Raw genomic sequence first — 18,107 nt, 5'->3', positions numbered from 1 at the left:
GGTCGGATTACGCGATTACGCCCAAATGCAAAGGATGGATACGTGAGCGAAACAGTCTTGCCAAAAGATGACGTTGAACCGGTACTGGTGAAACCTGAGCCCTTGCCGGATCCAGCGCAAAAAGAACCTCCGAGCCGTCGTGGCGGTAATGGTCTGGCCATCCTGGCACTGCTGCTGGGCGCCGCTGGCGTAGCGGTCGGCGGCTGGAGCGTGTGGCAGTTGAGGGCGATCCAGTCAGGCCATCAGCAACAATCCGGTCAGCTTGAGGACGTCGCTTCGCAGACTCGGAGCCTGCAGCAGAGTGAGCAGCAACTGGCGGCTCGGCTGGCGCAACTGCCCCCCGCTCAGGAGCTGGAAGATCGCCGTCGGCTGGTCACTCAACTGCAAGGCGATCAGCAGCGTTTGAGTCAGCGCGTGGAAACCGTTTTGGGTGCCAGCCGTAAAGACTGGCGTCTTGCCGAGGCCGAGCATCTGTTGCGTCTGGCGAGTCTGCGATTATCCGCGCTGCAAGACATTAACAGCGCGCAGGCGCTGGTTCAGGGCGCCGACGAGATCCTCCGTGAGCAGGACGATCCGGGCGCATTTGGCGCACGCGAGCAACTGGCCAAGAGTCTGGCGGCGCTGCAGAGTGTTGATCAGCCCGACCGCACGGGGCTGTTCCTGCAACTGGCGGCCCTGCGCGATCAGGCCACCCAGTTGAATGCGCTGGCGCCGGAATACAAGGACAAGGGTGAATCCCTGTTTGGGCTGACTGACGGCACCGAGGACAGCTACTGGGCGACCTGGTGGCAAAAGATATCCCAATACATCCGTATCGATTTCCATGCCGACAAGAACATTCGTCCATTGTTGGCCGGACAGAGCCTGACTCAGGTCCGTCTGGCATTAAGCCTGGCGCTTGAACAGGCGCAGTGGGCTGCGCTCAACGGCGAGTCCGAGGTCTATGCCAAGGCAATGACCGAGGCGCGAAGCGTGCTGGATGCCAACTTCAACCAGGACAATCCGCAGAGCAAGATGCTGGGCGAGCGTCTGGATGAACTGGCGAAGATGCCGGTGTCGGTGGTGACGCCGGACCTGACTCCGAGTCTGAGCGCGGTGCAGGCTTACCTTGAGCAACGGCACAAGCCGGTGGGCGGCGCGTTGGACAAGCAGGCTGACGGGGCGCCGTCGGGGAGTCAGCCATGAAACGCGCCTATGTCATTGTCTTTTTCGTGATCGTCATCGCGGCGCTGGTGGGCCTCGCCATCTCCCGGCATGCCGGTTATGTGCTGATCGCCTATGACAGCTTCCGTTACGAGTCCAGTATCTGGGCTGCGCTGGGGCTCTTGGTCGCGGTCGTCTTGGTGGTTTGGCTCGTTCGCGCACTGGTGAGGCTGCTGACTACTTCTGGCGGTGTGGTGAATCCGTGGTCGCGTCGCAACCGCAGTCGTCGCGTTCAAGTGGCCATCGAACAGGGCCAGATGGACCTTGCCGAAGGCCGCTGGGCGAGCGCTCAACGTCATCTGCACCGCGCCGCCGAAGCGGAGCCTCAGCCGCTGCTGTATTACCTCGGCGCCGCGCGTGCCGCCAATGAGCAAGGTCGTTACGAAGAAAGCGATAACTTGCTGGAGCGTGCGCTCGAGCGACAGCCGCATGCAGAGTTGGCCATCGCGCTGAACCACGCGCAGTTGCAACTCGACCGTGGCGACAGCGAGGGTGCGTTGACGACTTTGCAGGCCATGCAGGAGCGTCATCCGCACAACCCGCAGGTGCTGCGTCAGTTGCAGCGCCTCTATCGTCAGCGTGGCGAATGGTCCGAACTGATTCGCCTGATGCCCGAGTTGCGCAAGGACAAGGTCCTGCCCGCCCAAGAGCTGGCGGAACTCGAAAAGCGTGCGTGGGGAGAAAACCTGTCGCTTGCGGCCTATCGCGGCGTGGAAGGCGAGGGTGCCCCGGCCGGTTTGCCTGCGCTTGAAAAGGCCTGGCAGCAACTGACATCGGCGCAGCGCCAGGAACCGGCGTTGATCCTGGCGTATGCCGAGCAGCTGCGTCGGCATGGCGCCGATGTTCAAGCGGAGGAGGTTCTGCGTACGGCCATGAAGCGTGATTACAACGCGCATCTGGCACGGCTGTACGGTCTGGTGCGCGGCAGCGATTCCGGTAAACAGCTGCAGACCGCAGAAGGCTGGTTGAAAAATCATCCTGACGATCCCGGCCTGCTGTTGACGCTCGGTCGCCTTTGCCTGCAGAGCAGTTTGTGGGGCAAGGCCCGTGATTATCTGGAAGCGAGTCTGCGTTTGCAGCGCAACCCGGAAGCGTGCGCCGAGCTGGCTCGTTTGCTGGGGCAATTGGGTGAAACCGAGCGCAGCAACCAGCTTTTTCAGGAAGGATTGGGCTTGCTCGACGAGCGTTTATTGGCTCGCCCGCTTCCGGCGTTAGCGCGTGCATGACGTGCAACATTCGCGAGACACAAAAGGCCCTTGAAAGGGCCTTTTTGTTAACGTGTTCTCCAATACCTGTGGGATCCTTCCCGCACTCTCAGGGCTTTTATCTCTGTCCTGCGATTATCGGTATATTTTCCTATGGCTGTGGTCGGTAAATCCCTACACAAACTAAGAAATATCCTCCCCCGGTTACCTTGAAAGCGAGTCTCGCTTTCCTCTACCGTACCGCCTTCGTCTTTTGTTACGGATTTTCCATGCATCTGGCCCGCACGCGCTCCTTGTTCTTTCTGGCGTTTTTCGCCTGCGTATCGATTGTGGGAGCTGCCATCTATCTAGAGCGCGTGGTCGTCTTTGCGCCGTGCCCGTTATGCCTGGTGCAACGCGTTCTTTTCGGACTTTTTGCGGCCATCTCCCTGGTGGCTGCAACGCACTCTCCACAGCGCAGAGGCTGGCGTCTTTATTCCGCCGCGCTGGTGCTGGTGTCGCTGGCTGGCGTGGCAACAGCGGCTCGACAGGTGTGGTTACAGGCCTCGCCCCCTGAAGACATCGCCTCGTGTCTGGGCAACCTGCAAACCATGCTCGACACCATGCCCTTCCTGACCGTCATTGGTGAGATTCTGGCTGGCCACGCTGACTGCTCCGAAATCACCTGGTCACTTTTCGGTATCAGCATCCCGGAGTGGAGTCTGCTGGCGTTTTTTGGTCTGAGCCTGTTCGCGTTGTACTACCTGCTCATCGAATTCCGTCGATCCCGATCAATGGAAAGCGGCGCGGCGGATTAAACACTTGTATGAACTTTATCTCCTGCGTACCTTGAAGGCCTGGTCGCGCGGGCATAATCTGGGCCGCACGCATCATCGGAATAATGCTGCTGTCGACGTTTTTCAGAGCCGGCTTTCATAAGCATCGGGCCGGATCGTGAAGCGATTCAAGGCAGCATACCCCTGAAGGGAAGAGAGAACATCATGCTGGAAAGTTGTCAGAACGCTCAGGAACGCTGGGGTGGGGTTCACAAGCTGATCGATCGTTGGCTGCTGGAGCGCAACGAGCTGATCAAGGCTTACGATGATCTGGGTGCGGAGCCGGACGCTTTGTCTGAAACGCGCAAGCAGTTGCAGGAATTCTGCGGCACCTTGGTCGACTACGTGTCGGCAGGTCATTTCGAAATCTACGAACAGCTCACCGGCGAGGCGAAGGCCTTCAATGACCAGCGTGGTCTTGAACTCGCCGACACGATCTACCCACGTATCGATGTCATCACCGAAAAGCTGTTGGCGTTCAACGATCTCTGTGATGAAGGCAAATGCGTCGCCGAGAAGTTCAAGGAGCTGGGCGGATTGCTACACGAGCGCTTCGAACTCGAAGACTGCCTGATCGAAGTGCTGCACAACGCGCACAAGGCACAGGATGCGGTTCAGGCCTGACCTGTCGGGTGATGCAAAAAAGGGTGCCTTGGGCACCCTTTTTTATTGGCTGTGAAACGGCCTTCGTTATTGCGATACGGAGAGCAGCTCGATTTCGAACACCAGTGGCGTGTACGGGTCGATCAGATCGCCAGCGCCTTCAGCGCCATAGGCCTGGGCCGATGGAATGACCAGCCTCCATTTCGCACCGACCGGCATGTCGACCAGCGCGGTGGTCCAGCCCGCGATCACACTGTCCAGACGAAACCACTGAGGCTGCTGGCTCTGATCGAAGATCGTGCCGTCAGGCAGACGTCCGACGTATTTCACCTGAACGCGACCGTTGATGTCTGGTTTGGGGCCGGTGCCTGGCGTCAGTTCGGTCATCAGGATGCCGTCGGCGAGTTGGCGCACGCCGGGTTTGGCTTTTTCAGCATCCATGAAGCGGCGCTCTTCCTTCAGCGCGGCTTCGGTCTGGGGTTCGGACTGGCCGGAGTTTTCGGCCTGGGCCAGGGCGGCGTCATGATCACTGAGGATCTGCTCCATGCGCTCCTGCTTTATTGCCAGGGGCTTGTTTTGGTAGGCCTGCTGCAAACCTTCAATCAACGCCGGCAGTTGCAGGTCCGGAGCCTCTTGGCGCAAGCGCTCACCCAGGCTTGCCCCCAGGCTGTAAGACAGGTCATGAGCGTTGTCGGAAGGTGGAGCGTCGGCCGCGTGAGCAAGGGGTACCAAGAGGAACAACGACATTAACAAGTAGCGCGACATGAATGCTCTCCGGCCTGGGAAGTGAGCGATTATGCCAGCGCCGAGTGCTTAATGTGATGATGATGTGAGGGGATTTTACCCAAGTTGCAACAGACCGTAATTTGTAGTGTCAAGATGGCCTAGCGGCGGTGCGGGCAGAGGTCTAGTATGAGCCGCATTCAAATCAGCCAGGAGGTAAGTCATGTCGGCCACCAAGAAGCCAGTAAACACTCCGTTGCATTTGCTCCAACAACTCTCGAGCAGCTTGCTCGAACATCTTGAAGATGCCTGCTCTCAAGCGCTGGCCGATGCGGAAAAGCTGCTCGCCAAGCTTGAAAAACAACGCGGTAAAGCCCAAGAAAAACTGCACAAGTCCCGCACCAAGCTCCAGGACGCCGCCACTGCCGGTAAAGCCAAGGCACAAGCCAAAGCCAAAGGCAGCGTGGGCGAACTCGAAGCACTGCTCGATGCGCTGAAAGATCGTCAGACCGAAACCCGCACCTACATTCTCAACCTCAAGCGCGATGCTCAGGAAAGTCTGAAGCTGGCGCAAGGCGTGGGTCGTGTGAAAGAAGCCGTGGGCAAAGCGCTGAGCGATCGCGCTGCCAAAGCCAAGGCGACGGCAAAACCTGCTGCCAAAACTGCTGCTGCCAAGGCCCCTGCGAAAGCACCTGTCAAAGCCGCTGCCAAGCCAGCTGCTAAAGCGCCTGCTAAAACCGCAGCGGCAAAACCTGCTGCCAAACCCGCAGCCAAAGCGCCGGTTAAAGCCGTAGCTGCCAAGCCTGCCGCCAAACCTGCTACCAAGACCGCAGCCGCCAAACCTGCTGCCAAAGCCGCGAGCAAACCTGCCGCCAAACCGGCCGCGAAAGCACCGGTTGCTGCCAAGGCCCCTGCGAAAACTGCCGCTGCAAAACCTGCAGTTGCCAAGCCTGCCGCAAAACCAGCCGCTAAAGCACCCGCGGCCAAACCCGCGGCAAGCGCAGCGGCCAAACCTGCTGCTGCCAAGGCCCCGGCTAAACCTGCTGCCGCCAAACCGGTTGCCAAAGCAACCGCTGCAGCGAAACCTGCGACTGCCAAGCCCGCTGCTAAACCTGCCGCTGCCAAGCCAGCCGCTAAGCCAGCGGCCGCCAAGCCTGCCGCAAAACCCGCCGCCAAGCCGGCCACTCCAGCAGCTGCTACCGCTGCCAAGCCAGCGACGCCTGCTCCGGCAGCCTCGACGTCGACCGCCACGCCAACCGCTCCAGCCGCGCCTGCTACGCCAGCCGCCGCTCCAGTGACCGGCTCGACGTCGAACAGCGCTTCCTAAGCAAGGTCTTCCCCGGCGCGCCGCACGACGTGCAGCGCGTCGGGGGCTTTGTTGGCGGCATCGCCTGCGAGTGCTTCCAGCCAGGCGCCAGGCGTCAGGGCCGCTTGCTCGGTCCAGTCCTGAGTCAAACGTTGCAACCTCACCAGCAGCTCACGTTCTGCATCCAGTTCCAGCCCCTTCAGCCGTTCACGCAATGCCCCGAGTTCGACGTCAGTGGCCGTTGCGGCTTTCCATTGCGTGCGCAGCGCTCTTAGCGGGCCGACCACCTGGTCGTGCCACGGGGTCGCCAATTGTCCGATTTCCTGCGCCCGTTGCGGGTTGAAAGGAACGCCCAGCTGATCCAGCCAGGCCCCGCACAACAGCGCACACACGTTGCCGCCGTGGGCTTGCAGCGTGAGACACGCCTGCTCAACGCCTGGACGTGCATAAAAATCCAGCGTGAAACTCCATAGGTCCGAAGGCATCGTCATCTACCTGTTTTGGGCGAAGCTGGTAGACTCCGCCGCCATTATGATCAGACTTCAAAGCCTTACCTTACAGCGTGGTCCGCAACGTCTGCTAGAAGACGCCGAGCTGACCCTGCACGCCGGCCAGAAAGCCGGCCTCATCGGCGCGAATGGCGCCGGCAAATCCAGCCTGTTCGCGTTGCTGCGGGGTGAACTGTCCCCTGACAACGGCGATTGCTCGCTGCCGGCCGACTGGCGTATCGCGCACATGCGTCAGGAGGTCGACACGCTCGATCGCCTGGCCGTGGCTTACGTCCTCGATGGCGACCTGCGTCTGCGCCAGGTGCAGCGTGATCTGGCCGCTGCCGAAGCCGCTCACGACGGTGCCGCTCAGGCGCGTCTGCACTCGGAGCTCGACGGCGCCGATGGCTACACGGCTGATGCTCGTGCACGCAAGCTATTGGCGGGTCTGGGCTTCACCAATGAGCAGATGGACCGACAAGTCGGCGACTTCTCCGGCGGCTGGCGCATGCGCCTGAACCTGGCGCAGGCCCTGATGTGCCCATCGGACCTGTTGTTGCTCGACGAACCGACCAACCACTTGGACCTCGACGCCATTCTCTGGCTTGAAGACCATCTGAAGAGCTACCCGGGCACGTTGCTGCTGATCTCCCACGACCGGGATTTCCTCGACGCGGTGGTCGATCACGTCGCCCACGTCGAGCAGAAAAAAATCACGCTTTATCGCGGCGGGTACAGCGCCTTCGAGCGTGCGCGTGCCGAACGTCTCGCCCAGCAACAGCAGGCGTACGAGAAGCAGCAGGCGCAGCGCGCGCACATGGAGAAATTCATCACGCGCTTCAAGGCCCAAGCCACCAAGGCCAAGCAGGCCCAAAGCCGGATCAAGGCCCTTGAGCGAATGGAAGAACTGTCGGCGGCCCATGTCGACTCGCCGTTCGATTTCACCTTCCGCGAATCCAGCAAGATCTCCAGCCCGTTGCTGGATCTGTCCGAAGCCAGCCTGGGCTACGGCGACAAGACGATCCTGCAGAAGGTCAAGCTTCAGCTCACGCCCGGTGCGCGGATCGGTTTGCTCGGCCCGAACGGTGCCGGTAAGTCCACGCTGATCAAAAACCTGGCGGGCGAACTCGAGCCGTTGAGCGGCCGCATGGTGCGTGGCGAAAACACCGTCGTCGGTTACTTCGCTCAGCACCAGTTGGATTCGCTCGATGCCAAGGCCAGTCCGTTACTGCATTTGCAGCGGATCGCTCCGACAGAGCGCGAGCAAACCCTGCGCGACTTCCTCGGCGGCTTCGACTTCCGCGGCGCGCGACTGGACGAACCGGTGCTGAATTTCTCGGGCGGCGAGAAAGCCCGTCTGGCGCTGGCGTTGATCGCATGGGAAAGGCCAAACCTGTTGCTGCTCGACGAACCGACCAACCACCTGGACCTGGAAATGCGTCTTGCGTTGACCATGGCGCTGCAAGAGTTCAGCGGTGCGGTGTTGGTGGTTTCCCACGATCGTCATCTGCTCAAGAGCACCACCGACAACTTCATGTTGGTCGCCGATGGCGTCGTGCAGGAGTTCGATGGCGACCTTGATGACTACGCGCGCTGGCTGGTGGATTACCGCCTTCGCAACGCGCCGGTCAGCAACGCGCCGGTCAGCAACGCGCCGGTGAATGCTGACAAGACCGACAAGAAAGCCCAGCGTCAGCAGGCCGCTGCGTTGCGCCAGCAGTTGGCGCCGCACAAGCGCGAAGCCGAGAAGCTGGAGAAAGAACTCGGCACCTTGCACGAGAAACTGGCGAAAATCGAAGCAGCCTTGGGCGACAGCGCGATTTATGAGGCGGCCAACAAGGACAAGCTTCGTGACTTGCTGGCGGATCAGGCCAAGCTGAAAACTCGCGAATCGGAGCTTGAAGAGGCCTGGATGGAAGCGCTCGAACTGCTGGAGTCGATGCAGGCCGAGCTGGAAGCGCTTTCCTGATCTGAGGTCGGCGTTGCCTGGTAACAGGCGCGCCTGCAGTGCTGTGCGGGACAGCCAGCGTTCGCCATGGACCCGCACAGCTATCTGCCAACTCGCCACAACAGTTAGAAATCATTGGTCTTTGAGTGGCGGAAACACTAGGTTAGAGCGAGTTTTCGCTTTTGCTTGAGGTGTGTGATGTCGCTCGAAACGTGGCTGGCGTTTTTCGCCGCTTGCTGGGTCATCAGTCTTTCTCCGGGCGCAGGTGCCATCGCCTCGATGTCCAGTGGTCTGCAGTACGGGTTCTGGCGCGGTTACTGGAACGCGCTTGGGCTGCAATTGGCGCTGATTGTTCAGATCGCGATCATCGCTGCCGGCCTGGGTGCCGTGCTCGCTACCTCGGCGCTGGCGTTCACGCTGATCAAATGGTTCGGCGTTGCCTACCTGGTGTATCTGGGGGTGAAGCAATGGCGGGCTTTGCCGAGCGACCTGTCCGACGACTCGAGCATTCGTCCGATCGGCAAACCACTGGCGTTGGTCGCGCGGGGTTTTCTGGTGAACATCAGCAACCCCAAGGCGCTGGTGTTCATGCTGGCGATCCTGCCGCAGTTCATCGATACCCATCTGCCTTTAGTGCCGCAGTACCTGACCATTGCCGTCACCATGGTGAGCGTCGATCTGATCGTGATGGCGGGTTATACCGGACTGGCGTCCAAGGTGCTGCGTTTGCTCAAGACGCCGAAGCAGCAACGGCGCATGAACCGCACGTTTGCGGGGCTGTTCGTCAGTGCAGCGGCATTTCTGGCGACCTTGCATCGCGCGTGATTAAGGCGTGGCGCAGAAGCCCGTGGGAGCGAATTCATTCGCGAGAGGCCATTAGATCCGACGCATGTGTGTCGGCTGATCAATAGCTTCGCGAATGAATTCGCTCCCACAGTGGTCCTTCATGCTTCATGCTTCATGCTTCATGCTTCATGCTTCGAGGTTCAACGCAAAATCTTCGGCGCCTCGTCACGTGGCAGGCTGTTGCGTGGCGCGGGCTGCTCCTGCGAATACTCGACCTCACCGCGCAACTGCTCCCTTAACTGACGCGCGACGTCCATCCCGATCGATTTCGACACTTCACGCACCACGCGGCCACGGTTAGGCGAGACGCGGACATCGTTGCCGTTGACCAGCCTGGTGTCCTGACCTTCGCCCATGGCGGTGAAGGCTGAGGTGATTTCGTAGGTCCGCGTATTGATCAAACTGAAATCCCCTACCAGCGTCAGGCCCAATACGGCGGAGTGACTGTTGGTGTTGGCGATCTCGTTGACGTCCTGGCGGAAGTCGATATCTGACACGGTGCCGAACAGCACGTAATCGGCCCCCTTGAAGTTGCCGTTCTTGATTCGCTTGATGACGTCGTACACGTCTTCTTTGGCGTTGGCCGTGTAAGGCGTGCCTTGCACCAGTTGAAACATCCCGGACTTGAGAATCTCGCCCTTGATGTCGCCGCTGAATTGACGCAGCTCGCTCTGCTCGATGTAACTCGTGCGCGCTTCGTATTCGTTGTAACTGGCCGATCCGCTGGCGCTGTAGGCATTGGCCTGAAAGCTGCTCTGCGCAGAGACCGTGTGGATGTACTGCTCGACTCGCTGTTCGAACGCCATGTCCGTTACCGCGACTTTGGGGGAGGCCTGGACGCCGAAAGCAGTGAGCAGGCCAAGAATGCCGATCCATGCACGCATTACTTAGCGCTCCGTGGTCTTGCGGATTTCTTTTTCATCCATCCATTCGGCGATGCCGCTTTCCACGTCGATCAGCTGCAGGCTGAACTTGTAGAAGACGTCCTTATAGTCGCTGCTGCGCTTGACGATCGAACTGATCGAGCCCTCAAGGCGGTATTTGGCGGCGACCATGTTGCCAGTCTTGCTGACGGTGGATGGCTTGTACAGGCCGCTCTGATTTTGCAGCTTGAGCTGGTCGACCTGGCTCTGCATGTCGGTGTTATCGCTGGCGAAACGGGCCGTGCCGGACTTCATCAGCTGGGTCTTGATCGAGGTGGTGATTTCGCGCGTGTCGATGTATTCGCTGGTCTTGTTCTTCACGTCGTAGACCTGAACCACCGGGCGGCCTTGCAGCGTGCCGGACTGCGCGAGCGAGCGGGTCATGCTTTCGGCGATCATCTGCAAGTCGGTAGAACCGAACTCGTTGGTCACGGTTTCGACGGCCTTGGTGTGGCCGTAACGGATGTTCTTGCCGCCCAGCGTGGGCGAGGTGTTGGCGCAGCCGGTGATCAGCAGGGCGACGGCAGTGATAAGCGAAAGACGAAAGGTGGACAGCATGTATGGGGTCTCGTTGGCTGAGCAAATCTTGGGTGATTAGGGGGTTTTGACTTCGAGGCGGAAGTCAGAGGCCTTGGGCACCGGTGCGATGGCAGGCAGGAAACTGCTCTGCGAGCCATACAGCGTCAGGCTTTTCCAGGTTTCGGGCTCGGCGACAGGGAACCCGTCGCTGCCAAGCCAGGCGAAGCGGTAATACAGGGTCTTGTTGTAACTGCTGGTATTGTGCAGCGACACGTTGACGGTCATGAAGCCGTTTTCGCGGGCGACACGCATTGGCCCGATATCAATGTTTTTCAGATCACCCATGGCCACCACCTTGCTGGCGGCACTGCCGGGTGCTGGAGGAGGTGGTGTGGCACAGCCGGCCAGCAACACCAGTGCACTCAGGCCAAAAATCATGTGACGCATGAACTGTCTCCGTTCAGGGTGTGTTGATGGCCACGGCCTGGGGCAGGCCCGAAGGCATCACGTGAGCCGCGAGGCCGCTGGTGTACACCTGATTGCCAATGGCGCGCAGCGTGATCACCTGGTACGGGCGGTCGATCTTGAGCTGCACATGCGTGCCGCCGACCGACGACGGCAGAACGACCTGATGCTCGCCTGGCTTGAGACGCATACGGGCGACGAGTGTGTTGTCCGGCAGCGTGCGCCAGGTGCGGGTGTCTGCGCCTTCGGTGACCGCCGACGCAATGCCGACGGCCAGGCCCGCCAGCGGGTTCGTTTCGTTGAGTTTCTTCTGTGTCACGCCACGGGTGATCGCGCGTACTGTGGTGCGCACGATGATGCCGGGCATGTCATCACGCAGTGCGCGACGGGACATTGCGGTGGTGCTGTTAAGAGCGGTCAGATTGACCGGTTGCCCATCGACGCCGATTTGATTGAAAAACGGTGTGGATGTGTCGGCCTTGATGACCGGGAACGACAGCGGCGTGATCACCAGATTGTTGTTGATCGGCAACGGCAGCGGGATGCGAACCGAGTCACGGGCCGGCGCGAAGCCGGTCTGCACGACGATCAGCACCTCACTGCCTTCGGTCCCGGTGTTCTTGCTGCCGGCAGCATCCAGGTTCAGCAGTGCCTGATCCAGAAACGGTGTGTTCGGGCGCAGTTCGGCAGCCTGACGGTAGCCTGGAGCCGCGAGGTCTTTTTCGCCCAATGCTTCATAAACGAAGCCGGACAGGTAGTGGCTGAACGCGCTCTGATAGCTGTTCTTCAGGCCCACCACTTCGGGGGCGTCCAGGGTTTCGACGGGGTAACCCCTCAGGTCCTTGTACTGAGTCGTCACGCCCTGGCTCCTGGCCTCGTCCTCACTCTTGAGGTACTGCTTGTCGCGCAGCTCGGCAATGACGGCTTCGCGCTCGTGGGTTTTCTTGATCTCGGTGCGGGCGCCGTCGAAGTCGTTCTGCGCCAGCAGGTTCAGCGCCATCTGCGTGGTCAGCATGACCTTCTCGTAGTCATAGCCTTCGTAGCGACGCACCTTGTCGTTGACCAGGAAGCTTCCAAACTGGGCCAGGTATTTGCCGCTGTCGAGCTTTACAGAGTCTTCCCAGGCCAGGACGGTCTGGTCGGCGTGGCGCCAGGCGGTCTGGCTGCCGGTGATGTCGCCCCCGGAGCGCAGCAGTTCACCTTTCTCGAAGTAATAGAGCAGGTCTTTGTCGTCGCCGGTGTTGTTCTTTTCCAGGATCAACAGCGCCGCGTCCACGTTGCCGGTGCTCAGCTGCTGGTTGGTCTGCTGCAGTTCGGTATCGTAATTGCGGAAAGCCGCACAACCGGCCAGTTGCACAGTCGCGATCAGCGCGAGTGCAGTCAATGCGCGAGAAGACATCGAGATCAATCCTTGAATGGGCCAGGCTGGCTTTATAGGTGCCTGACGATGCGATTCCGTGTGTGCGAGGCACGGCGCCTCGGCGTGATGCGATCAGCAAGGGTGGGGTGCTTGCCAGATAGCGGCGGGATTATAGAGAGCATGGCGCTCAAAACAATGGCTTTTTGATATCTCACGGCAGTTTCAGAAGCGTCTGACGCGAGCTGTCGACTTTTGCGGGGCGGCGGTGCCTCGTCAACAGCAGCGCCTCATGGGTGAGATAAACGACGATAAAACCGCCTTTCAGCGAGACGAGGCTTGAGTGCGCAGCGTTGTACATGAACAATGACAACCCTTCGCATTTGAATCTGAGATGTACTCATGCTTTCCCCCCCTCGCTTCATGGCCCGGCTGGTTCTGACCTTGCTCAGCCTGCTCGGCACCCACGCCTGGGCAGACACTGTGGACGGTGCCGCTCAGGCATTGCACCTGCTGGACTACGTCAGTGCGGACTATCCGCCCACCGTCTCCGACGGGAGGGTCGTCGATGACGCCGAGTACAGGGAGCAGGTCGAGTTTCTCGGCGCGCTGGAAGGGCTGATCGTCGCGCTGCCGGCACGGGCAGAGCGTGCAGCGCTGGAGCAGGGCGTCAAGGCGTTGCAAAGCGCGGTCGACCAAAAGCAGGACGGTGCGCAGGTTGCGCGTCAGGCCCGGCAACTGGGCGCCAGGCTGGCCGTCGCCTATGAGGTGAGTCAGGCGCCGGTGATCACGCCGGACGCAGCACGTGGTGCGCCGCTGTACGCGCAGCATTGCTCGGTCTGTCATGGCGATGCGGGGGCGGGCGACGGCCCTGCCGGGATCGGCCTGACACCGCCTCCGGCCAATCTGCGTGATGCGACGCGGCTGGACCGGCTAAGTCTCTACGACATCTACAACACCCTCGGCCTGGGCATCGAAGGCACGGACATGCCTTCGTTTGCCGATCAGCTCGATGATCGCCAGCGTTGGGACGTGGCCACCTACATCGCCAGCTTCAGTGCCGATGCCGCTGCCGTTCAGGGGCAGACATTCAATCTCGCCGATCTGGCGCGGCAAACGCCCGCGGAAATCAATGCCGCTGAAGGCCCGCAAGCCGCCGCGACGTTTCGCGCTCAACGTGCTCAGCCGCCGCAGGTTCAGCGTGGTCCAGCGCAGTTGCTCGATTACACCAGCATGACCCTGGACAAGAGCCTGGCGGCTTATCAGTCCGGTGACCGTGAGCAGGCGTATGACTTGTCCGTCGCGGCGTATCTGGAAGGCTTCGAGCTGGTGGAAAGCTCGCTGGATAACGTCGACGCCAACGTGCGCAAGGACACCGAGAAGGCATTGATGGCTTATCGGCAATCGTTGCAGGACGGCTTGCCCGTCGCTCAGGCTGCGCAAAAGCTTGAGGCGGCGAAGGTCAAACTCAAGGCGTCGGCGAGTCTTTTGGGCAATGACGGCCTGAGCACTTCGTTGAGCTTTATTTCCGGCCTGTTGATCCTGCTGCGAGAAGGCCTGGAAGCGATTCTGGTGCTGGCGGCGATCCTGGCGTTCCTGCGCAATACCGGGCAGCAATCGGCGGTGCGCAGCGTCAACGTGGGTTGGGGCCTGGCGTTGCTGGCAGGTCTGGGCACCTGGGCGTTGGCCGCGTACGTGATTGATGTCAGTGGTTCCCAGCGCGAGTTGCTGGAGGGTGCGACTGCGTTGTTCGCCAGCGTCATGGTGCTGTGGCTCGGCGTGTGGATGCATGACCGGCGTCATGCCGCCGCTTGGCAGGATTACATCAAAAGCAGCCTGGTTGGCGGTGGCGGACGGTTTGGCTTCGCGGTGCTGGCGTTTTTCTCGGTCTACCGCGAGCTGTTCGAGGTGATCCTGTTCTACGAGACCTTGTGGTTACAGGCAGGTCCCGCCGGGCATAACGTTGTACTGGCAGGCGGTGCGACAGCCCTGGTGCTGCTGATCGGGCTGGCGTGGGTGATTCTGCGTGGCTCGGCTAAATTGCCGCTGGCGCTGTTCTTCGGCATCAATGCGGCGCTGTTGTGTGCCTTGTCGGTGGTGTTCGCCGGTCATGGCGTCAAGGCGCTGCAAGAGGCCGGGATTTTCGGAACCCGTCCGGTGCCGTTCTTCGAGTTCGATTGGCTGGGCATCCATGCCGATGCCTACTCATTGGCGGCGCAGGCTGTGGCGCTGGTCGCGATTGCGGTGCTGTATGGCAGAAGCCGATGGGCGGAGAAGCGTCGGACCGAAACCGCGTGAAGGCCACTTACCCTGTAGGAGCGCGCTTGGTCTGGGCCGCATTCGGACGATTGCGTCGAATCAGACCCCGCCGGGTTGTCTGACACACTGCAATCGTACGATGCGGCCCAGACCAAGCGCGCTCCTACACAAGCTAGTTGTGGAGTGACGAATATGCGTGTCTGGATCGACGCCGATGCCTGTCCGAAAGCGGCCAGGGATCAGGTGGTCAAGTTCGCCCTCAAGCGTCAGTTCGAGGTCGTGCTGGTGGCGGGTCAAGCCGTACCCCGGCCTACGTACGCGCTGGTCAAGCTGATCGTGGTGCCCAGCGGGCCGGATGCGGCCGATGATTATCTGGTCGAGCACGCGGTCCTGGGCGAACTGGTGATTTGCAGCGACGTGCCGCTGGCGGACCGTCTGGTGAAAAAGGGTGTCGCCGCGCTGGACCCGCGAGGCAGGGAGTTCGATGCCCAGAACATGGGCGAGCGGCTGGCGGTGCGCAACCTGTTCACCGACCTGCGCGAACAAGGGCAGGCGGGAGGCGGGCAGGGCACCTATGGCGATCGTGAAAAGCAGGCGTTCGCCAATTCGCTGGACCGCATTTTGACGCGATTGGCCAGAGGCTAACGTCTGTCAGGTCGAGGGCTGTTCCTCGTTTTCCATCACCAACTCCAGTACCCGATCCACGAGCTTATTGATGCCCGCCGCTGCTTCGCTTATGGAGTTGGCGACCATGTACCCCGGTGTGCTGACCAGTTTGCGGTCCTTGTCTTCAACAATGTCGGCGACGTCGCATTCTTCATGGTTACCGCCCATTTTGATGATCTTGGCGGCGGTGTCGGGGTCATTGCCGATGGTGCAGGTGACGCCGGGGCCGTAGATCTTCGCGGCAAGCGCTGGTGACACGCAGATCAGGCCAATGGGTTTGCCCGCTTCGGCAAACGCTTCAGCCATGGCGAGAACCTCCGCCTGAACCTTGCAACTGGAGCCTTCTGCGGCGAAATTCGAGAGGTTCTTCGCGGCGCCGAAGCCGCCAGGAATAATCAGTGCGTCGAATTCGGTGATGTCGGCTTCGCGGATGTCTTCGATGGCGCCACGGGCGATGCGTGCCGATTCCACCAGCACGTTGCGTGTTTCGGGCATCTCTTCGCCGGTCAGGTGATTGATGACGTGGTGTTGTGCAATGTTGGGCGCAAAGCATTTCACCTCGGCGCCACGCTGGTTCAGGCGCAGCAGGGTAAGCACGCTCTCATGGATTTCCGCGCCGTCCTGGACGCCGCAACCTGAAAGAATGACGGCCACTTTCTTGCTCATGCAGGTGCTCCCTTTCGTGGGCGACCCAGTACGCTCCTGGGTCGCCGGTGCTGTCGTTTTCCATGGCATCCGGCAAGTCGCTCGCCGGGCCAACGATGTCGTCAAATGTCTACTAATTTGTCATTCGTTGCCATAGGGTTTTCCCGTGGCCGCGCCTAATCTTCGAGGTTTCGTCGCTGGGTGGCGTTGATGAATTTCATTCTGTACGCAGTGCCGTTTTTCTTTGTGCTGATCGCGGTCGAACTCCTCGCCGATCGCTGGCGCAAGGTCAACAACTACCGGGTCGCGGACGCGATCAACAGCCTCAGCACCGGTGTGTTGTCGACCACCACAGGTTTGTTGACCAAGGGCGTGGGGCTGGTGACCTATGCCTTCGCGCTGGATCATCTGGCACTCTGGCGGCTGTCCGCCGAAAGCGTCTGGGTCTGGGTGTTCGCCTTCATTCTCTACGACCTCTGCTATTACTGGCTGCACCGCATGGGCCATGAGCGAAACATCCTCTGGGCGGCGCATTCTGTGCATCACCAGAGCGAGGACTACAACCTGTCGACCGCGCTACGTCAGACCAGCACCGGGTTTCTTCTGAGCTGGATTTTCTACCTACCGCTGGCGGTCATCGGGGTGCCGTTGGTGGTGTTCGTCGCGGTGGCTTCGCTCAATCTGCTGTATCAGTTCTGGGTTCACACCCGGCACATTCCGAAGCTCGGAGGGTTTGAATGGATCTTCGTCACGCCGTCCAATCATCGTGCACACCATGCACAGAACCTTATCTACATGGATCGCAACTACGGCGGGGTGTTCATTGTTTGGGACCGGCTCTTCGGAACATTTCAGGAGGAGCTGGACGAAGAACCGCCGATCTTCGGTGTGACGACGCCGTTAAGAAGCTGGAACCCGCTGTGGGCGAACGTTCAGTTCTACGCCCAACTGGCGGCGGATGCCCGGCGCACGACGTCGTGGCGGGACAAGCTGAAGATCTGGTTCATGCCCACCGGATGGCGGCCCGCCGATGTGGCAGCTCGATACCCTCTGAGCAAGCCGGATTTGAGTCAGTTCCGCAAATTCGACGTGCCGTTGAGCCTGGCGCAGCAGCTGTACGTCGGCAGTCAATTCGGGTTGTACACCTTGCTTGGCAGCTATCTGCTGTCCAATGGCGACGTGCTGCCGTGGCCGGCACTGATCGTCGGTTGGGCATGGGTGGCATTGGGATTGTTCGTGTTTGGCGCGGCGCTGGAGAACAGGCCCGCGGCGCTGAAGCTTGAGGGGTTGAGGCTGGCGGCGAACCTGCCACTGATGGCGTTGGCGCCCGTGGTGGGTCTGTGGCCGGTCACTTCAACGGGATGGGCCGTCTTGCTGACTTACACCGCGTTGAGCGCAATCGCAGTGTATTGCGCCCGGGGGCGTTTCACTCGTCTGGCCGGTTCTTGACGTCGACCGTGGCCGGTATGGCGGCCAGCTTGGCTTCACGGGCAATACGCGCGTTCTTGATGCGACGGCGTATCCACAACAGACCGCCGATCACCAGCAGAGCACCGAGCACCCAGAGCTCGTATTTCTTGACGTTGCCCAACAGGCCTTCCAGCACGGCGCCAAACTTGTAGGCTGCTACGCCCAGCGCTGCCGCCCAGACTGCCGCCCCAATACCGTTGAGTAACAGATAGCGGCCTGGTGGATAGCCCGACAAGCCAATCGCCACCGGCATGACCGTGCGCAGGCCATACACGAAGCGGAAGCTCAGCACCCAGATGTCCGGGTGTTTGCGGATATGCTCCAGCGCGCGGTCGCCAAGCATCTGCCAGCGCGGTTTCCGGGCCAGAAGCTTGCGACCGTGCTTACGCCCCATGAAATACCAGAGCTGGTCACCGGCGTAGCTGCCGAAGAAGGCAACCACCACGACCAAATTGATGTCCATGTACCCACGAAACGCAAGAAATCCGGCAAGAACCAGAATGGTCTCGCCTTCGAAAAAGGTGCCGAGGAAAAGGGCGAAGTAGCCAAATTCTTGTAAAAAATGCTGGAGCATCATTTGGGTGCTGGCGAAATGAACGCGCAGCCTAACTCGCCAAAGACATTCAGGAAAGTGTGCAAATGTGTCACCGCGTTAAACTTTCTTAC

18 protein-coding genes are annotated in these 18,107 nt (G+C 60.5%); 10 read left to right on the top strand and 8 right to left on the bottom strand.

What is annotated here, in order from left to right; all coding sequences use genetic code 11:
• Nucleotides 1-42: 42 nt before the first annotated feature.
• The 4 genes from AB4N84_RS09695 (at nucleotide 43) to AB4N84_RS09680 (ending at nucleotide 3,847) form a co-directional block, all read left to right on the top strand.
• A complete protein-coding gene (locus AB4N84_RS09695; RefSeq protein WP_460046145.1) occupies nucleotides 43-1,185 on the top strand; it encodes a uroporphyrinogen-III C-methyltransferase in 1,143 nt (380 codons plus the stop codon).
• Nucleotides 1,182-2,429: a heme biosynthesis HemY N-terminal domain-containing protein gene (locus AB4N84_RS09690; RefSeq protein WP_460046144.1), complete on the top strand. Its 1,248-nt coding sequence runs from the start codon at nucleotides 1,182-1,184 to the stop codon at nucleotides 2,427-2,429. Before AB4N84_RS09695 ends, AB4N84_RS09690 begins: the two co-directional genes overlap by 4 nt.
• A 248-nt stretch (nucleotides 2,430-2,677) precedes the next feature.
• A complete protein-coding gene (locus AB4N84_RS09685) occupies nucleotides 2,678-3,205 on the top strand; it encodes a disulfide bond formation protein B (protein ID WP_460046143.1) in 528 nt (175 codons plus the stop codon).
• A 183-nt stretch (nucleotides 3,206-3,388) separates the two neighbouring features.
• Nucleotides 3,389-3,847: an Rsd/AlgQ family anti-sigma factor gene (locus tag AB4N84_RS09680; RefSeq protein ID WP_074754590.1), complete on the top strand. Its 459-nt coding sequence runs from the start codon at nucleotides 3,389-3,391 to the stop codon at nucleotides 3,845-3,847.
• A 66-nt stretch (nucleotides 3,848-3,913) separates the two neighbouring features.
• On the opposite strand, the gene AB4N84_RS09675 is transcribed toward AB4N84_RS09680, so the two are convergent.
• Complete coding sequence (locus tag AB4N84_RS09675) at nucleotides 3,914-4,591, bottom strand: FKBP-type peptidyl-prolyl cis-trans isomerase (RefSeq protein ID WP_074754588.1); 678 nt, start codon at nucleotides 4,589-4,591, stop codon at nucleotides 3,914-3,916.
• A gap of 181 nt (nucleotides 4,592-4,772) precedes the next feature.
• Here AB4N84_RS09675 and AB4N84_RS09670 point away from each other — a divergent pair, with 181 nt between their 5' ends.
• Complete coding sequence (locus AB4N84_RS09670; RefSeq protein ID WP_460046142.1) at nucleotides 4,773-5,876, top strand: AlgP family protein; 1,104 nt, start codon at nucleotides 4,773-4,775, stop codon at nucleotides 5,874-5,876.
• Here AB4N84_RS09670 and AB4N84_RS09665 read toward each other — a convergent pair.
• Nucleotides 5,873-6,340 (bottom strand): TIGR02444 family protein, encoded by a 468-nt coding sequence (locus AB4N84_RS09665; RefSeq protein WP_460046141.1) that lies wholly within the window; start codon nucleotides 6,338-6,340, stop codon nucleotides 5,873-5,875. The two genes, AB4N84_RS09670 and AB4N84_RS09665, sit on opposite strands and share 4 nt — an antisense overlap.
• A gap of 46 nt (nucleotides 6,341-6,386) precedes the next feature.
• Between AB4N84_RS09665 and AB4N84_RS09660 the strand changes: the two genes are divergently transcribed.
• Both AB4N84_RS09660 and AB4N84_RS09655 read left to right on the top strand, forming a co-directional pair.
• Nucleotides 6,387-8,312 (top strand): ATP-binding cassette domain-containing protein, encoded by a 1,926-nt coding sequence (locus tag AB4N84_RS09660; RefSeq protein WP_460046139.1) that lies wholly within the window; start codon nucleotides 6,387-6,389, stop codon nucleotides 8,310-8,312.
• A gap of 177 nt (nucleotides 8,313-8,489) precedes the next feature.
• Nucleotides 8,490-9,116 (top strand): LysE family transporter, encoded by a 627-nt coding sequence (locus tag AB4N84_RS09655; protein WP_074754580.1) that lies wholly within the window; start codon nucleotides 8,490-8,492, stop codon nucleotides 9,114-9,116.
• Between the two features lie 161 nt (nucleotides 9,117-9,277).
• Here the strand turns inward: AB4N84_RS09655 and AB4N84_RS09650 are convergent, their stop codons facing one another.
• Genes AB4N84_RS09650 through AB4N84_RS09635 form a run of 4 tightly spaced genes read right to left on the bottom strand, consistent with a single transcriptional unit; the run spans nucleotide 9,278 to nucleotide 12,443 of the window.
• A complete protein-coding gene (locus AB4N84_RS09650) occupies nucleotides 9,278-10,021 on the bottom strand; it encodes a penicillin-binding protein activator LpoB (protein WP_460046138.1) in 744 nt (247 codons plus the stop codon).
• A gap of 3 nt (nucleotides 10,022-10,024) precedes the next feature.
• Nucleotides 10,025-10,618 carry a penicillin-binding protein activator LpoB gene (lpoB, locus tag AB4N84_RS09645; protein ID WP_460046137.1) on the bottom strand — a complete coding sequence of 198 codons (594 nt, stop codon included), beginning with the start codon at nucleotides 10,616-10,618 and terminating at the stop codon, nucleotides 10,025-10,027.
• A gap of 36 nt (nucleotides 10,619-10,654) precedes the next feature.
• A complete protein-coding gene (locus AB4N84_RS09640) occupies nucleotides 10,655-11,026 on the bottom strand; it encodes a YcfL family protein (protein WP_460046136.1) in 372 nt (123 codons plus the stop codon).
• A 13-nt stretch (nucleotides 11,027-11,039) separates the two neighbouring features.
• Nucleotides 11,040-12,443, bottom strand: coding sequence for a COG3014 family protein (locus AB4N84_RS09635; RefSeq protein WP_460046135.1), 1,404 nt, complete (start codon nucleotides 12,441-12,443; stop codon nucleotides 11,040-11,042).
• 360 nt (nucleotides 12,444-12,803) lie between these two features.
• Here AB4N84_RS09635 and AB4N84_RS09630 point away from each other — a divergent pair, with 360 nt between their 5' ends.
• Nucleotides 12,804-14,699, top strand: coding sequence for an FTR1 family protein (locus AB4N84_RS09630; protein WP_460046134.1), 1,896 nt, complete (start codon nucleotides 12,804-12,806; stop codon nucleotides 14,697-14,699).
• Between the two features lie 153 nt (nucleotides 14,700-14,852).
• Nucleotides 14,853-15,305 (top strand): YaiI/YqxD family protein, encoded by a 453-nt coding sequence (locus tag AB4N84_RS09625; RefSeq protein ID WP_460046133.1) that lies wholly within the window; start codon nucleotides 14,853-14,855, stop codon nucleotides 15,303-15,305.
• A 6-nt stretch (nucleotides 15,306-15,311) separates the two neighbouring features.
• Here AB4N84_RS09625 and elbB read toward each other — a convergent pair whose 3' ends face one another.
• The gene (gene elbB, locus AB4N84_RS09620) at nucleotides 15,312-15,992 is read right to left on the bottom strand and encodes an isoprenoid biosynthesis glyoxalase ElbB (RefSeq protein WP_460046132.1); all 681 of its coding nucleotides are present in this window, start codon (nucleotides 15,990-15,992) and stop codon (nucleotides 15,312-15,314) included.
• A gap of 189 nt (nucleotides 15,993-16,181) precedes the next feature.
• Between elbB and AB4N84_RS09615 the strand changes: the two genes are divergently transcribed.
• Nucleotides 16,182-17,420 carry a sterol desaturase family protein gene (locus AB4N84_RS09615; RefSeq protein ID WP_074754564.1) on the top strand — a complete coding sequence of 413 codons (1,239 nt, stop codon included), beginning with the start codon at nucleotides 16,182-16,184 and terminating at the stop codon, nucleotides 17,418-17,420.
• On the opposite strand, the gene AB4N84_RS09610 is transcribed toward AB4N84_RS09615, so the two are convergent.
• Complete coding sequence (locus AB4N84_RS09610) at nucleotides 17,398-18,018, bottom strand: DedA family protein (RefSeq protein ID WP_244165867.1); 621 nt, start codon at nucleotides 18,016-18,018, stop codon at nucleotides 17,398-17,400. The genes AB4N84_RS09615 and AB4N84_RS09610 overlap by 23 nt on opposite strands.
• Nucleotides 18,019-18,107 lie beyond the last annotated feature (89 nt).

This window comes from Pseudomonas sp. S2_H01 (assembly GCF_054668305.1).
Note: the sequence above shows the minus strand (reverse complement) of the source record. Positions and strands in the feature narration are given on the sequence as shown.

What these genes read in the sequence shown, in the direction of transcription:
- AB4N84_RS09690 (WP_460046144.1), top strand. Translation starts at nt 1,182, where the DNA reads ATGAAACGCGCCTATGTCATTGTCTTTTTCGTGATCGTCATCGCGGCG.
- AB4N84_RS09685 (WP_460046143.1), top strand. Translation starts at nt 2,678, where the DNA reads ATGCATCTGGCCCGCACGCGCTCCTTGTTCTTTCTGGCGTTTTTCGCC.
- AB4N84_RS09680 (WP_074754590.1), top strand. Translation starts at nt 3,389, where the DNA reads ATGCTGGAAAGTTGTCAGAACGCTCAGGAACGCTGGGGTGGGGTTCAC.
- AB4N84_RS09675 (WP_074754588.1), bottom strand. Translation starts at nt 4,591, where the DNA reads ATGTCGCGCTACTTGTTAATGTCGTTGTTCCTCTTGGTACCCCTTGCT.
- AB4N84_RS09670 (WP_460046142.1), top strand. Translation starts at nt 4,773, where the DNA reads ATGTCGGCCACCAAGAAGCCAGTAAACACTCCGTTGCATTTGCTCCAA.
- AB4N84_RS09665 (WP_460046141.1), bottom strand. Translation starts at nt 6,340, where the DNA reads ATGCCTTCGGACCTATGGAGTTTCACGCTGGATTTTTATGCACGTCCA.
- AB4N84_RS09660 (WP_460046139.1), top strand. Translation starts at nt 6,387, where the DNA reads ATGATCAGACTTCAAAGCCTTACCTTACAGCGTGGTCCGCAACGTCTG.
- AB4N84_RS09655 (WP_074754580.1), top strand. Translation starts at nt 8,490, where the DNA reads ATGTCGCTCGAAACGTGGCTGGCGTTTTTCGCCGCTTGCTGGGTCATC.
- AB4N84_RS09650 (WP_460046138.1), bottom strand. Translation starts at nt 10,021, where the DNA reads ATGCGTGCATGGATCGGCATTCTTGGCCTGCTCACTGCTTTCGGCGTC.
- lpoB (WP_460046137.1), bottom strand. Translation starts at nt 10,618, where the DNA reads ATGCTGTCCACCTTTCGTCTTTCGCTTATCACTGCCGTCGCCCTGCTG.
- AB4N84_RS09640 (WP_460046136.1), bottom strand. Translation starts at nt 11,026, where the DNA reads ATGCGTCACATGATTTTTGGCCTGAGTGCACTGGTGTTGCTGGCCGGC.
- AB4N84_RS09635 (WP_460046135.1), bottom strand. Translation starts at nt 12,443, where the DNA reads ATGTCTTCTCGCGCATTGACTGCACTCGCGCTGATCGCGACTGTGCAA.
- AB4N84_RS09630 (WP_460046134.1), top strand. Translation starts at nt 12,804, where the DNA reads ATGCTTTCCCCCCCTCGCTTCATGGCCCGGCTGGTTCTGACCTTGCTC.
- AB4N84_RS09625 (WP_460046133.1), top strand. Translation starts at nt 14,853, where the DNA reads ATGCGTGTCTGGATCGACGCCGATGCCTGTCCGAAAGCGGCCAGGGAT.
- elbB (WP_460046132.1), bottom strand. Translation starts at nt 15,992, where the DNA reads ATGAGCAAGAAAGTGGCCGTCATTCTTTCAGGTTGCGGCGTCCAGGAC.
- AB4N84_RS09615 (WP_074754564.1), top strand. Translation starts at nt 16,182, where the DNA reads ATGAATTTCATTCTGTACGCAGTGCCGTTTTTCTTTGTGCTGATCGCG.
- AB4N84_RS09610 (WP_244165867.1), bottom strand. Translation starts at nt 18,018, where the DNA reads ATGATGCTCCAGCATTTTTTACAAGAATTTGGCTACTTCGCCCTTTTC.